This window comes from Bradyrhizobium sp. SZCCHNR1017 (assembly GCF_032381375.1).
In the GTDB taxonomy this organism is placed as follows: Bacteria; Pseudomonadota; Alphaproteobacteria; order Rhizobiales; family Xanthobacteraceae; genus Bradyrhizobium.
On sequence record NZ_JAUHIR010000020.1, the window covers coordinates 1 to 13,620 of the forward strand.

Here is a 13,620-nt window from a genome sequence, read left to right on the forward strand (position 1 = left end):
GCGCCAAGGACCCAACGGCTTCCCGCCCACCATCATCATGGCAGACTTTCCAGACACAGGGACCCATAACCACCGGCCGTCGTGAGGCGGCTGATATCCGCCACCTTCCAAGACAATCAAGCTTCCGCGGCATGGGTCCCGGCGTTCGCCGAGACGACGGCGGAATGCGCGGCGGCGCCTTCGCCCGCTGCGCGGCCTGCGTCCTACGCCCCCTGCAGCACGAAGCGGCGGTCGAGCTTCTGCACCGGGCGGGCGTTCATCGGATACAGCTTGGCGAATTTCGCCACGTCCGCTTCCGCGACCGAGACCGGCTCGCTCAGCAGCAGCCATTCGACCACCTCTGAGCAGGGCGGCGTCGTCAGCGAGCCGGCATAGCGATAATAGGAGCGGCGCGCCGGCAGCATCATGTTGGGGTTGATACGCGGATCGGCCTTGACCGCGGGACCCTCCTTGTCCGGCATCGTCGCGACGATCTGAGCGAAGGCGGGGTTCGGACGCCCGGTGGTCATGAGAACACCGACGACGGCGAGGCCGCCGGAGGCGGCGCGGTGCACGAAATGCGCCTCCATCGGATAGTTCTTGCCGCCGATCTGATGCTCGCTCGGACGATGGAAATGCACCTGCAGCAGCTTGTAGGTGGTGCCCTCGAGCTTCATGGTGCTGCTGCCGTCGGCGAAGTTGAGCTGGATGGTGTGACCATTGTTGACGATGGTGTCGGCGGTCCTGGCCCAGCTCAGTCGGAAGTCGGGAAGCTGGGCCCGGGTCGAGTGCTCGATGTCGATGGGCGATTGCTGGGTGCCGACGCTGCAGACCTTGTTGGCCGCATCGAGATCGCCCCATTTGGCCGGCCCGGTCGCGCCCTCATAGCTCCAATGCGGGGCGCCTTCGGCGGCAAAGCCCGGGGTAGCGCAGACGGGGCACAGGGCGAGCCCCGCAAGGGCCTTCAAGACGTGGCGGCGGTCCATGACAATCTCCAAAGGTTCAAGCGCGGGCATGATCGGTTGCGAATCGCGCGCAACAGGAAAGCCGAATCAGGTTAACTCTTGCTGAGGAACCGGTTGCATCCCCGCGAGCTCGCATCACTCGGATACAACCTGAGCGGGTCGGCCGCCGGACTGTCCCGGGCAAACGATGCTTGAGTTCGCTGCCCCCTGCCGATACGGTCGGCCGCTCCCGAAAACATCAGCAAACTCAAGCTCAAGCCAGGACCGCGCAAAGGTGCCCAAAATCTACAAAATCTGCTCAGCTTCGGCCTGGCGCGAGGCGGAGCGGCTGGGCGTCTACCGCGGCAGCGCGGACGATCTGCGCGACGGGTTCATCCATTTTTCGACCGCCTCCCAGGTGCCGGAGACGGCGCGGAAGCACTTTTCAGGGCAGAGCGCGCTGTTCCTGGTCGAGGTCGAGGCGGACGCGCTCGGCCATGCGCTGCGTTGGGAGCGTTCGCGCAATGACGAGCTGTTCCCGCATCTGTATGGCGAGCTCGATCTCGGCGCCGTGACCGGCGTTCACCAGATGCACAGCCGTGCCGATGGCGGCCACGACATTCCGGACCTCAAGCCGTGATTCGCGCCTTCGACCAGCTTTCGCTGCCGCTGCTCCGCTGGCTCGACGCCGAGGATGCGCACCGGCTTGCCATCCAGGGCCTGAAGCTGCTGCCGGCGATCAAGCCGCGACCGGATGATGCCAAGCTCGCGGTGCGCGCCTTCGGCCTGAACTTCCCGAATCCGGTCGGCATGGCCGCCGGCTTCGACAAGAACGCCGAGGTGCCGGACGCGCTGCTCCGGCTCGGCTTCGGCTTCGTCGAGATCGGTTCGGTGACCCCGCGGCCGCAGAGCGGCAATCCGCGCCCGCGGCTGTTCCGGCTGGAGCGCGACGAGGCGGTCATCAACCGCATGGGTTTCAACAATGACGGCGCCGAGATCGTGCTGCGGCGCCTGGCCGGGCGCGCCCACCAGGGCGGCATCGTCGGCGTCAATGTCGGGGCCAACAAGGATTCGGTCGACCGTGTCGCCGACTACGTCCGGCTGATCGAGACCTTCGCGCCGGTGGCGAGCTATTTCACCGTCAACATCTCCTCGCCCAACACGCCGGGCCTGCGCAACCTGCAGCAGGCGTCTCAGCTCGACGAGCTGCTGTCCAAGGTGCTCGAGGCGCGCGACCGCGTGCGGCGGAAAGCTGGCGATACGCCGGTCCTGCTCAAGATCGCACCCGATCTCAGCCTCGCCGAGCTCGACGACGTCGTCCATGTCGCCCGCTCGCGCGGAGTCGACGGCATGATCGTGTCGAACACGACGCTCGCCCGGCCCAGCTCGCTGCGCGAGCAGTTGCGCGCCAAGGAGCAGGGCGGCCTGTCCGGGCGGCCGCTGTTCCGGCTGTCGACCCGCATGGTGGCCGAGACCTTCGTGCGCGTCGAAGGTGCGTTCCCGCTGATCGGCGTCGGCGGCATCGACACCGGCGGCGCCGCGCTCACCAAGATCCGCGCTGGCGCCAGCCTGATCCAGCTGTATTCCTCGCTGGTCTACAAGGGCCTCGGCCTGGTCGAGAGCATCAAGGCCGACCTGACCTCGACCCTGCTGCGCACGGGACGCGATTCGCTGTCGGAGATCGTCGGTGCGGACGCCGCGACGATCACCGCCGAGGATTGGCCGGTTTAGACGCGCTTGATCGTCGGCGAAGAGTGTAGGGCGAGCGAGATCGCAGAGCGAGCTGCGCGATACAGCGCCCTCTACAAACTCTCTTTGTTGCCGAACGACGCCCGCAGCAGCGCCGGATAGCGTGCGGCCTGGAAGCCGCCGCGCGCTGCGTAGAAGCCGAGCATCGCGATCCACAGGCCCGTATTGCCCAAGCCGCGCAGCGCCAGCCAGGTGCCGAGGAAGACGACCAGCGCCGCTACCATGAGGTTGCGCATGTCGCGCGCCCAGGTGGCGCCGATATAGACGCCGTCGAATGCGAAGGCGAATACCGACAGCAGCGGCGACGCCACCACGAACGGCAGATAGTCGCGCGCCGCGCGGCGCACCGCATCGCTTGCCGTCATCACGTCGATCAGCACCGGCCCGAACAGCGCGAAGATCGCGGCCACCGCGAGCGCGAAGCCGAAGCCCCAGGCGAGCACCAGCCTTGTGGCGCCGGTAAAGGCGTCGCGGTTGCGCGCGCCGAACGCATAGCCGCAGAGCTGCTCGGCGGCGTTGGCGAGGCCGTCGAGGAAGAACGCGGCCACCAGCAGGAAATTGTTCAGCACCGCGTTGGCGGCCAGCGTCGTGTCGCCGGCGCGCGCGCCCTGTGAGGTGAAGAACAGGAAGGCGACGATCATCGCCGCGGTGCGGATCATGATGTCGCGGTTGACGGCCATCATGTGCATCAGCTTGGCTCGGTCGAGCAGCGCCGCGCGCGACATCCGGGCGTCGGCCTTGACCAATCGGCGCGCCAGCACGAGGCCGATCGCGACACCGACCGTCTCCGCGATGACGGCGGCAATCGCCGCGCCGGCGATGCCGGCCTGCAGCACCTGGACGAACAGAATGGTCGCGGCCATGTTGATCAGGTTGATCGCGACCTGAATGCCCAGCGCCAGCCGTGCGCGTGCCAGTCCGACGAGCCAGCCGAGCAGCACGTAGTTGGCGAGCGCCAGCGGCGCCGACCAGATCCGGACCATGAAGTAGGTGCGGGCCGCGCCGAGCACGGCGTCGCTGCCGCCCATGAGGTCGAAGATGATTGCCCCCAGCGGCAGTTGCAGCGCGATCAGGCTGACGCCGATCAGCGCGGCCAGCGCCAGGCCGCGGATCAGGACCATCAGGATCTCGTCGGTCTCGCCGGCGCCGAGCGATTGCGCGGTGAAGGCGAGCGTGCTGGCGCGCAGGAATGCGAACAGCCAGAACAGGCAATCGAAGATCACCGAGGCCATGGCGACGCCGCCGAGCATGGCCGCTTCGCCGAGCCGGCCGATCGCCGTGGTCGAGACGATGCCGATCAGCGGCGTCGTCAGGTTGGCGATCATCGCGGGCCCCGCGATGTCGAACACCTGCGCAGTCGTGACTTTGGCTGAAGCGGTCAAGAATGGCCCGTTGATCGGCAGAGCGCGCGGCACGCGCGTCTCTGCCGTTCTTAGCGGCCTTTCGCGCCTCCCGGCTAGAGGTCGATGCTCATGCCGTCATGCGCGGCCACATGGCCGATGCGGTCCAGCCGGCCCAGCATGTCGTCGCTCATATGGGTGAGGACCAGCCGCTTCGGCCGGATAGCATCGAGATGCGCCTCCAGCACCGCGAGGCTGAGGTGGTTCTTCACCGCCTTGTCGTAGGTGTAGGCCTCGGCGATCAACAGGTCGGCGTCGCGGCCGAGCGGGATCAGGCTCTCCGTCCATTCGGTGTCCGCGGTGTAGGCGACGACCTTGCCCTCCGCCTCGATCCGGTAGCCGAGAAACGGCCCGCCCGAACTGCCGTGGACGACTGGAAACGGCGTCACGCAGACCTCGCCGAAGCGCGTCGTCTGCTCCGGTTCAAGCTCGATCACGGACAGTTCGAATTTCCGCGGCGTGCGCGACGAATGCTCGAACAGCGTTTCCATCACCTGCGTCAGCCGCGCCGCGATGCCGGCCGGACCGGCGATCACCAGCGGCTGCGTCCGCCTCGAGAACTGCGCATCGAGCAGCAGGAAGGGAAGCCCGGCGAAATGATCGCCATGGAAGTGCGTGATCAGGATCAGTTCGATGGCGTTGCTGGCGATGCCGAGCCGCTTCAGCGCCGGCAGCGACGAGGCGCCGCAATCGATCAGGAGATTGGTGCGCGAGCCGGTCAGATGGAAGCAGGTGTTGGACCTGCCGCCCGAGCCGAACGCGTCACCGCAGCCGACGAAGCGGAGCTGCATCGGCTGCGGCTCTCTACCGGCCGCGCGGGGCGAACAGCCGCGACAGGAGCCAGACCGGGATCACGATCACCGCGCCGAGCAGGAAGTAGCGCCACAGCCAGTTGAAGGCGTCGAAGCCGAGCTCGTAGAGCCGGATGAACAGCAGCCGGATGCTGTGCAGGATGTTCAGCGGATCGAAGCCGATCGCCGACAGCACGACGCCGACCAGGATCGACAGCAGCACCAGCCGGAACGCCACCGACAGCGGCGAGCCGCCGAGAAAACGGTACAGGCCATCCGAGCTGCGGGCGCGGGCCGGATAGTCCCTGACGTCGTTCGACATGGCATCGTCTCCAGGCGGGTTCGTCGGATTCGCGAGCCCGATTATAAGGCACGGCAGGGCAGGTGGGGAACCCGGCTCAGCGCCGCAAGCCGGTTACCGGCAATTAATGTTCCCGGCGCTGTCACGCCGGCGCCTCGCTCTTCAACATCCGCTCCAGGGTCTCCAGCCGGTCGGCCTCGCGCGGCGGCTTGTCCCAGCGCAGCCGGCTGATGCGCGGAAAGCGCATCGCGATGCCGGATTTGTGCCGCGGCGAGCGCTGCAGGCCCTCGAACGCCACTTCGAGCACAAGGCCCTGCTCGGGCTCGTGCACGACATGCCGCACGGGACCGAACTTCTCGGTGGTGTTGCGGCGGACGAAGCGGTCGATCTGCAAGAGCTCCTCGTCGGTGAAGCCGAAATAGGCCTTGCCGACCGGCACGAGCTGATCTCCGCCGTCTCCCGCCGTCCAGACACCGAACGTGTAGTCGGAGTAATAGGAGGAACGCTTGCCGTGGCCGCGCTGAGCATACATCAGCACGGCATCGATGATGTGCGGATCGTGCTTCCACTTCCACCATTGTCCCTTGGGCCGGCCGGGCAGATACAGCGCGTCGCGCCGCTTCAGCATCACGCCTTCCACCGCGTCGGCATCGTCTCCTGCGCCGGCAGATGCGGGATTGGCGCGCGCGGCCTTCAGCTCGTCCCAGGTGGAAAACGCGATGGTCGGCGACAAGTCGACACGCGGTTCGTCGAGTCGCTTGATGAAAGCCTCGAGCCGTTCACGCCGCTCGGCGAACGGCAGCTCACGCAGATCGTTCTCCTCGTCGCCGAGCAGGTCGTAGGCGCGCAGGTGGATCGGGTACTCCTTCATCAGCTTCGGCGACACCGTCTTGCGGTTCAGCCGCTGCTGCAGCACGTTGAAGCTCTGCACGCGGTGATCGCGCACCACCAGCAGCTCGCCGTCGAGCGCGCCGGGCAGATGCAGCGACGGCAGCAGGTCCGGGAAACTCGCCGTGATGTCCTCGCCGCTGCGCGAATACAGCCGTGTGACGACGCGGCCGTCGGCCTCGCGGCCGCTCACCGCCTGCACGCGGATGCCGTCCCATTTCCATTCCGCGATGTAGTCGGCCGCGTTCATGCCGGCGAAGTCGTCGTCCTCGACGGCATGTGCCAGCATCACCGGCCGGAACGGCGCGGGATCGCGATTGACCGGCTTGTCGCCGCGGCCTTCCAGCCAGGCGAACAGGTCGAGATAGGGCGGCGACAGCCCCGGCCAGATTAGCTCGACCTCGTGCGGGTCCTTGTTGCCGAGCGCGGCCGCTGCGGTCTTGGCCAGGCGCGCGGAGATGCCGATGCGCAAAGCGCCGGTGACCAGCTTCAGCAGTGCCCAGCGCCCGGTCTCGTCGAGCTCATCTAGCCACTGCGCGAGTTGCCGCGGCATCTCGGTCTTGCCGAGGGTGCGCAAGGTGGTGACAACCTCGGTCAGCGTCGGCGGTGGCGGGTTGTTGTGGCCGGGTGTGGGGTCCCTCGTGAGACCGCCCGTGGGGTACCCCCCTCCCTGCCCCTCCCCCACAAGGGGGGAGGGAACGGAGAGAGCGGCTGTGGGGAACGAGAGACGTGAAGGGGGAGCGATGCTCGATGCAGACCGAAACAGCAATTCCGAACGCGTCAGCGCTCCCTCCCCCCTTGTGGGGGAGGGGTGGGGAGGGGGGTACCCAGGAACGAGCTGCTGATGATGCGCCCTGTCCTTCGGCCACATCAGCGCGACGGTCTCCGAGAGATCCCCCACATAATCATACGACAGCGCGAACAGCACCGGATCGGTGCGCGCGGCGATCAGGTCGCGGATCAGCGCCGGCTTGGCGTGCTTGAACGACAGCGCGCCGGTGAGCGCACCCAGCGCGTAGCCGCGATCGGGATCCTCGACCTCGCGGAAATACGACGTCAGCAGGCGCAGCTTGTTGTTGCGGCCGGGCTCATAGGTGAGGCGGTCGAGCAGCTCGGCGAAGCGGTTCATGCCTCGGCGTCCTCCGTGGCCACCACCTCGCTTTCCTCCTCGTCGCCGTAGCCGACCAGATCGAGCGGCCGGGCCGCGAGTCCCTTGGCTTGGCACCAATGCACCAGCGCGTCCTCCTGCCCATGGGTGACCCACACCTCGCTTGCGCCGGTCGCGGCGATGGTGGTGGTGAGCCCGTCCCAGTCGGCATGATCCGAGATCACCAGCGGCAGCTCGATGCCGCGCTGCCGGGCCCGGGCGCGCACCCGCATCCAGCCCGAGGCGAAGGCGGTGACGGGATCGGGAAAGCGGCGGGTCCACAGGTCGGAGGTCGCACTCGGCGGCGCCAGGGTGATGGTGCCGGCAAGCTCGGCCTTCTTGACGCCCTTCACGGGCCGGAGCTCGCCGAGCGCGATTCCCTTGTCTTGATAGTAGCGCGTGATCTTGTCCATCGCGCCATGCAGGTAGATCGGCCGATCATAGCCGGCCTCGCGGATCAGCGCGATGACACGCTGCGCCTTGCCGAGCGAGTACGCGCCGACCAGGTGCGCGCGCTCGGGAAACAGCACCACCGAGGCCAGCAGCTTGTTCACCTCCAGCGCCGCGTCGCCGTGACGGAACACGGGCAGGCCGAACGTCGCCTCGGTGATGAGGACGTCGCATTGCACCAGCTCGAACGGTGCGCAGGTCGGATCGCGCGCATCCTTGTAGTCGCCGGAGGCGACGATGCAGGTGCCGCCGCAGGACACCTTGATTTGCGCCGAGCCCAGCACATGGCCCGCAGGGTGGAAACTGACGGTGACGTCACCCAGCCTGATCCGCTCGCCATAGCCGATCGCCTGCGTGGAGCCTGCAAAGTTGTCGCCATAGCGCAGCCGCATGATGTCGAGCGTTTCCTGGGTCGCCAGCACCGCGCCGTGGCCGGGGCGGGCGTGGTCGGAATGGCCATGGGTGATCAGCGCCCGCTCGACCGGGCGCACGGGATCGATGTGAAAGCCGCCGGCCTTGCAGCAGAGGCCGGACGGAACGGGCAGCAGAATGTCTTGCGGACGCATGTGGGTCATATAGGTCATGCAAGACGCGTTTTCAGGCCGTGCCCGTTTCCATCTCGTCAGGCGCGGGCTTGACCCGCGCATCCATCTCCTCGATGAGAAGTTCGCATTGACGACGATGGTTCCCATGCCCCACCGCCTGTTCCTGTCCTCCGGCGATCTGATCGCCGACCGCCGCTACGAGTTCGCCCGCGACCTGCAATTGAAGGGCGACCTGGTCGCGGCCGCCGAGGTGATGGAGCAGGCCATCGAGGTCGCCCCCAACTTCGCCTCGGCCTGGTTCGAGCTCGGCAAGATCCGTCTCGGTCTGGGCGAAACCGACAAGGCGATCTCGGCCTTCCAGAACGCCTGTGCCGCCGATCCGGATGATCGTCACGGCGCCGCCGTGCATCTGATGCAGCTCGGCGCCGCGCCGCTGTCGGACATGCCCAAGGCCTATGTGCAGTCGCTGTTCGATCAGTATGCGCCGCGCTTCGAGGCCGAACTGACCGAGCGGCTCAACTACCGCGCGCCGGCGATCCTGTTCAAGGCGGTGCTCGCGGCGCGCGCGGCCGAGCGCAAGCCGGCCTACTTCAAGCGCGCGATCGATCTCGGCTGCGGCACCGGGCTGGGCGCGGCGGCGTTCGCCAAGAACGTCGACAGCATCATCGGCATCGACCTGTCGGCCGGCATGATCGCGGAAGCGCGCGCCACCGGGCTCTACGCCGGGCTCGAGGTCGACGACATGACCGCAGGGCTGCAGCGCCAGGACGATGCGTCTGCGGATCTCATTCTTGCTGCCGATGCGATGGTCTATGTCGGCGACCTCGGCCCGGTGTTGCGCGAGGCGCAACGTGTGCTGAGGCCGGGCGGACTGCTGGCCTTGACCGTCGAGACCCATGACGGCGACGGTGTGATCATGGGCAAGGGGCTGCGCTATGCCCATGGCGCGGAATATGTCCGTGGCGTGATCGCAGCCGCGGGATTGAAGCTGGCCCATCTCGCGCCGGCGTCGCCGCGGACCGAGGAGCAGTTGCCGGTGCGCGGGCTGGCCGTGGTCGCGGCCAGGACTTGAGTCTAGACGCTATTGAATGCGCTGCACGCGGCGTCCAATGCGGCAACTTCGCTCTTGCCGCAGCTCTCCCGATGCAAAAAAATGTCGGCAGTCTAGGGAGAGACAAAAATGAAAAAACATCTGACGCGGCGCGATTTCTGCGCCACCGCGCTTGCGACCATCGGCGCCTCGACGATCGCTTCGCCCTATGTCTGGGCCGCCGAGAAGAAATATGATGCCGGCGCCAGCGATACCGAGATCAAGATCGGCCAGACCATTCCGCATTCCGGCCCCGGTTCGCTGTATGGCGTGCTCGGCCGTGTCGGCGAGGCCTATTTCCAGATGCTCAACGAGCAGGGCGGCATCAACGGGCGCAAGGTCAAGTTCCTGACGATGGACGATGCCTATAGCGCGCCGAAATGCGTCGAGGCGACGCGGCGGCTGGTCGAGCAGGACGAGGTGCTGGCGCTGTACGGCTCGCTCGGCACCGCGCCGCAGACCGCCGTGCACAAATACCTCAACTCCAAGGGCGTGCCGCAGCTCCTGCTCAACACCGGCGCCTCGAAGTGGAACGACCCCAAGAACTACAAATGGACCATGGCCGGCCTGCCGCTGTATCCGACGGAGGCGCGCATTCTCGCCAAGCATGTGCTGAGCGTGAAGCCGGAAGCCAAGATCGGCATCCTCTATCAGAACGACGATTTCGGCCGTGACTTCCTGGGGCCGTTCAAGAAGGTGCTGGCCGACGCCGGCGGCAAGGCGCAGGTGATCATGGAGCAGACCTACGATCTCACCGAGCCGACGGTGGACTCGCAGCTGATCAACCTGTCGAAGTCGGGCGCCGACGTGTTCTACAACATCAGCACGGGCAAGGCCTCGTCGCAGTCGATCCGCAAGGTGGCCGAGCTCGGCTGGAAGCCGCTGCAGCTGTTGTCGGCGGGCTCGACCGGCCGTTCGATCCTGTCTGCCGCCGGCCTCGAGAATGCCAAGGACATCGTCGCGATCCGCTATTCCAAGGACGCCGGCGTGCCGCAATGGAAGGACGATCCCGACGTCAAGGGCTTCGAGGCGCTGCGCGCCAAGTACCTGCCCAACATCGATCCCGACAACACCATCGCCTATGCCGGCTACGGCCAGGCGGTGTCGATGGGTGAGATCCTGCGCCGCTGCGGCGACACGCTGACCCGCGAGAACGTGCTCAAGCACGCCACGACACTCGCCGGCTTCCACTCGCCCTTCTTCCTCGATGGCGTCAATTACGCCTACACGCCGGACGACTATACGCCGATGAAGACGCTCTACATCTCGATCTTCGACGGCAAGGACTGGAGCATCTCCGAGAAGCCGATGACGGAGTAGGGATTTTCCCTCCATCGGATGATGACACCGGAGCTGTGGCCGCACTCTCCGGTGTCGTCCCTGCGAACGCAGGGAACCATACCGCGGAATCTATCGGTGAGGCGTCACTGCAAGTCATCGTCCCACAAAAGCCGGTGGCTATGGGTCCCTGCGTTCGCAGGGACGACAACGGAGTTTGCTGAGGCGCCGGTGCGCTCCAACATGGGCTGGGCCGACGGCGGAGGTGGTCGAGGCAGTCGCGTGTTATCGCCCGACCCTCGACGAACCGCGCGTGACTGCCTACCTTCCCCCGGTGCCGCCCCGCGTCTCACCAGTCCCACCCGACGACAGCGCCCCGCTGCCCGACCATTTCACCGAATGGTTCGCGGCGCGCGGCTGGGCGCCGCGCGCGCATCAGCTGGCGCTGCTGGAGAAGGCTCGCGCGCAACGCTCGGCGCTGCTGATCGCCCCGACCGGCGCCGGCAAGACGCTCGCCGGGTTCCTGCCGACCCTGGTGGAGCTCGGCTCCGCCGTCGCGCCGAAGCATCGTTCTGTTCTTGCCAAGCCATCCGCTCTCTCCGCTCCCTCCCCCCTTGTGGGGGAGCGGCGGGGAGGGGGGCCTCCGGCGGCGGTGTCGATGGTGACACCCGGCACTAAGCCGAATGCACTGGCCGAGCTCGCGAACACGGAAAAGAGCAAGCAGACGGCGAACCGCATCCCGCGACCCGCCGGCCTGCACACGCTCTACATCTCCCCGCTCAAGGCGCTCGCGGTCGACATCGCGCGCAATCTCGAGGCGCCGATCTCCGAGATGGGCCTGCCGATCAAGGTCGAGACCCGCACCGGCGACACGCCGGTGTCCCGCCGGCAGCGGCAGCGCCGCTATCCGCCGGATATCCTGCTGACCACGCCGGAGCAGATGGCGCTGCTGCTGTCGTCCGACGATGCGCCGTTCCTGTTTTCCTCGCTGAAGCGCGTCGTGCTCGACGAGCTGCATGCGCTGGTCACCTCCAAGCGCGGCGATCTCTTGTCGCTCGCGCTGGCGCGGCTGTGGCGGCTTGCGCCGGACATGCGCATGATCGGCCTGTCGGCGACCGTCGCCGAGCCGGAGCAACTCGCGCGCTTCCTGGTGCCGCAGCCGTGCGGCGGCATAGCCGCGGCCGACGTCGTGGTCGCCGGCGGCGCCGCGCCGCCGGTGGTCGAGATGCTCGATACACAGGAGCGGCTGCCGTGGGCCGGCCACAGCGCGCGCCATGCGCTGGCCGAGATGTACGAGCTGATCAAGCGAAACAAGACCACGCTCGTGTTCGTCAACACCCGCAGTCAGGCCGAGATGCTGTTCCAGGAGTTCTGGCGCATCAACGACGACAATCTCGCCATCGCCCTGCATCACGGCTCGCTCGACGTCGCGCAGCGCCGCAAGGTCGAGGATGCGATGTCGGCCGGCAGGCTGCGCGGCGTCGTCTGCACCTCCTCGCTCGATCTCGGCGTCGATTGGGGCGACGTCGATCTCGTGATCAATGTCGGCGCGCCCAAGGGCTGCTCGCGGCTGATGCAGCGCATCGGCCGTGCCAATCACCGGCTCGACGAGGCTTCGCGGGCGGTGCTGGTGCCGGCCAACCGCTTCGAGGTGCTGGAATGCTCGGTCGCGATCGATGCCATCGCCGACAATGCGCAGGACACGCCGCCTTTGCGTACTGGCGCGCTCGACGTGCTGGCGCAGCACGTGCTCGGCTGCGCTTGCGCCGAGCCGTTTCTCAGCGACGAGCTCTATGTGGAGGTCATCACGGCGGCCCCCTATGCGTCGCTGTCGCGCGCTGATTTCGACGATGTCGTCGACTTCGTCGCCACCGGCGGCTATGCGCTGAAGACTTATGAGCGGTTTGCCCGCATCAAGCAGGATGCGAGGGGACGCTGGCGCGTCGCCAATCCCAAGGTGCGGCAGAGCTATCGCCTGAACGTCGGCACCATCGTCGAGGAGGCGATGCTGAAGGTGCGGCTGGTGCGCTCGCGCGGCGGGGCCAAGGGCACGACCGGCGCGATCGCGCGCGGCGGACGGCTGCTCGGCGAGATCGAGGAGGCGTTCATCGAAGGCCTCACCCTCGGCGATACGTTCGTGTTCAGCGGCGAGATCGTGCGCTATGAGGCGCTGGCCGAGGACCAGGTCTATGTGTCGCGCGCCAATGATTCCGATCCGAAGGTGCCGTCCTACATGGGCGGCAAGTTTCCGCTGTCGACCTATCTCGCCGAGCGCGTGCGCGGCCTGCTCGACGACCGCACCGCCTGGAGCGCGTTGCCGGAGCAGGTGCGCGACTGGCTGTCCTTGCAGAAGGACGTGTCGCGCATCCCGGCCCGGCGCGAGCTTTTGGTCGAGACCTTCCCGCGCTCCAACAAGCACTACATCGTCTGCTATCCGTTCGAGGGCCGGCTCGCGCATCAGACGCTCGGCATGCTGCTGACGCGCCGGCTCGAGCGGGCGCGCGCCCGGCCGCTCGGCTTCGTCGCCAACGAATATGCGCTTGCGGTGTGGGGGCTCGGCGACATGTCGCTGATGGTCAAACAGGGGCGGCTCGATCTCGCCGCGTTGTTCGACCCGGATATGCTTGGCGACGATCTCGAGGCGTGGCTCGCCGAATCCGCGCTGATGAAGCGCACGTTCCGCTCGTGCGCCATCATCTCCGGCCTGATCGCGCGGCGGTCGACGACCGAGGAGAAGACGCGCCGCCAGGTGCTGTTCTCGACCGATCTGGTCTATGACGTCCTGCGCCGGCATCAGCCCGATCACATGCTGTTGCGCGCGGCGCGCGCCGATGCCGCCACCGGCCTGCTCGATCTGAAGCGGCTCGGTGATATGCTCCAGCGCATCGAGGGACGAATCACCCATCGGGAACTCGATCGCGTCTCGCCGCTGGCGGTGCCGGTGATGCTGGAAATCGGCCGCGAATCCGTCTATGGCGAGGCCGCCGACGAGCTCCTGGCCGAGGCTGCCGAGGAACTCGTGAAGGAAGCGATGGGGTAGATCGAGAAGCGAGGCGGA

At 67.1% G+C, this 13,620-nt stretch carries 11 protein-coding genes; 5 read left to right on the forward strand and 6 right to left on the reverse strand.

The window, feature by feature from the left end; translation table 11 throughout:
• Positions 1-203: 203 nt before the first annotated feature.
• Complete coding sequence (locus QW863_RS31640) at positions 204-965, reverse strand: carbonic anhydrase family protein (protein ID WP_315717954.1); 762 nt, start codon at positions 963-965, stop codon at positions 204-206.
• A 253-nt stretch (positions 966-1,218) separates the two neighbouring features.
• Here QW863_RS31640 and QW863_RS31645 point away from each other — a divergent pair, with 253 nt between their 5' ends.
• Entirely contained in the window at positions 1,219-1,563 is a 345-nt protein-coding gene (locus QW863_RS31645; RefSeq protein ID WP_315717953.1) for a DUF952 domain-containing protein, read from the forward strand.
• Positions 1,560-2,654: a quinone-dependent dihydroorotate dehydrogenase gene (locus QW863_RS31650; protein WP_315717952.1), complete on the forward strand. Its 1,095-nt coding sequence runs from the start codon at positions 1,560-1,562 to the stop codon at positions 2,652-2,654. Before QW863_RS31645 ends, QW863_RS31650 begins: the two co-directional genes overlap by 4 nt.
• Positions 2,655-2,725: 71 nt before the next feature.
• On the opposite strand, the gene QW863_RS31655 is transcribed toward QW863_RS31650, so the two are convergent.
• From QW863_RS31655 to QW863_RS31675, 5 genes are all read right to left on the reverse strand, one after another.
• Positions 2,726-4,021, reverse strand: coding sequence for an MATE family efflux transporter (locus QW863_RS31655; protein ID WP_315717965.1), 1,296 nt, complete (start codon positions 4,019-4,021; stop codon positions 2,726-2,728).
• A 107-nt stretch (positions 4,022-4,128) separates the two neighbouring features.
• On the reverse strand, positions 4,129-4,863 hold the full coding sequence (locus tag QW863_RS31660) for an MBL fold metallo-hydrolase (RefSeq protein ID WP_315717951.1): 735 nt from the start codon (positions 4,861-4,863) through the stop codon (positions 4,129-4,131).
• A gap of 13 nt (positions 4,864-4,876) precedes the next feature.
• Positions 4,877-5,185: a DUF6460 domain-containing protein gene (locus QW863_RS31665; protein WP_315717950.1), complete on the reverse strand. Its 309-nt coding sequence runs from the start codon at positions 5,183-5,185 to the stop codon at positions 4,877-4,879.
• A 121-nt stretch (positions 5,186-5,306) separates the two neighbouring features.
• On the reverse strand, positions 5,307-7,181 hold the full coding sequence (locus QW863_RS31670; RefSeq protein WP_315717949.1) for an ATP-dependent DNA ligase: 1,875 nt from the start codon (positions 7,179-7,181) through the stop codon (positions 5,307-5,309).
• Entirely contained in the window at positions 7,178-8,224 is a 1,047-nt protein-coding gene (locus tag QW863_RS31675; protein WP_315717964.1) for a ligase-associated DNA damage response exonuclease, read from the reverse strand. Before QW863_RS31675 ends, QW863_RS31670 begins: the two co-directional genes overlap by 4 nt.
• A 115-nt stretch (positions 8,225-8,339) precedes the next feature.
• Between QW863_RS31675 and QW863_RS31680 the strand changes: the two genes are divergently transcribed.
• The 3 genes from QW863_RS31680 (at position 8,340) to QW863_RS31690 (ending at position 13,602) form a co-directional block, all read left to right on the forward strand.
• Positions 8,340-9,266 (forward strand): class I SAM-dependent DNA methyltransferase, encoded by a 927-nt coding sequence (locus QW863_RS31680; protein WP_315717948.1) that lies wholly within the window; start codon positions 8,340-8,342, stop codon positions 9,264-9,266.
• A gap of 108 nt (positions 9,267-9,374) precedes the next feature.
• Positions 9,375-10,604: an ABC transporter substrate-binding protein gene (locus QW863_RS31685; protein ID WP_315717947.1), complete on the forward strand. Its 1,230-nt coding sequence runs from the start codon at positions 9,375-9,377 to the stop codon at positions 10,602-10,604.
• A 292-nt stretch (positions 10,605-10,896) separates the two neighbouring features.
• Positions 10,897-13,602, forward strand: a complete 2,706-nt coding sequence (locus QW863_RS31690) for a ligase-associated DNA damage response DEXH box helicase (protein ID WP_315717963.1) — start codon at positions 10,897-10,899, stop codon at positions 13,600-13,602.
• Positions 13,603-13,620: the final 18 nt, after the last annotated feature.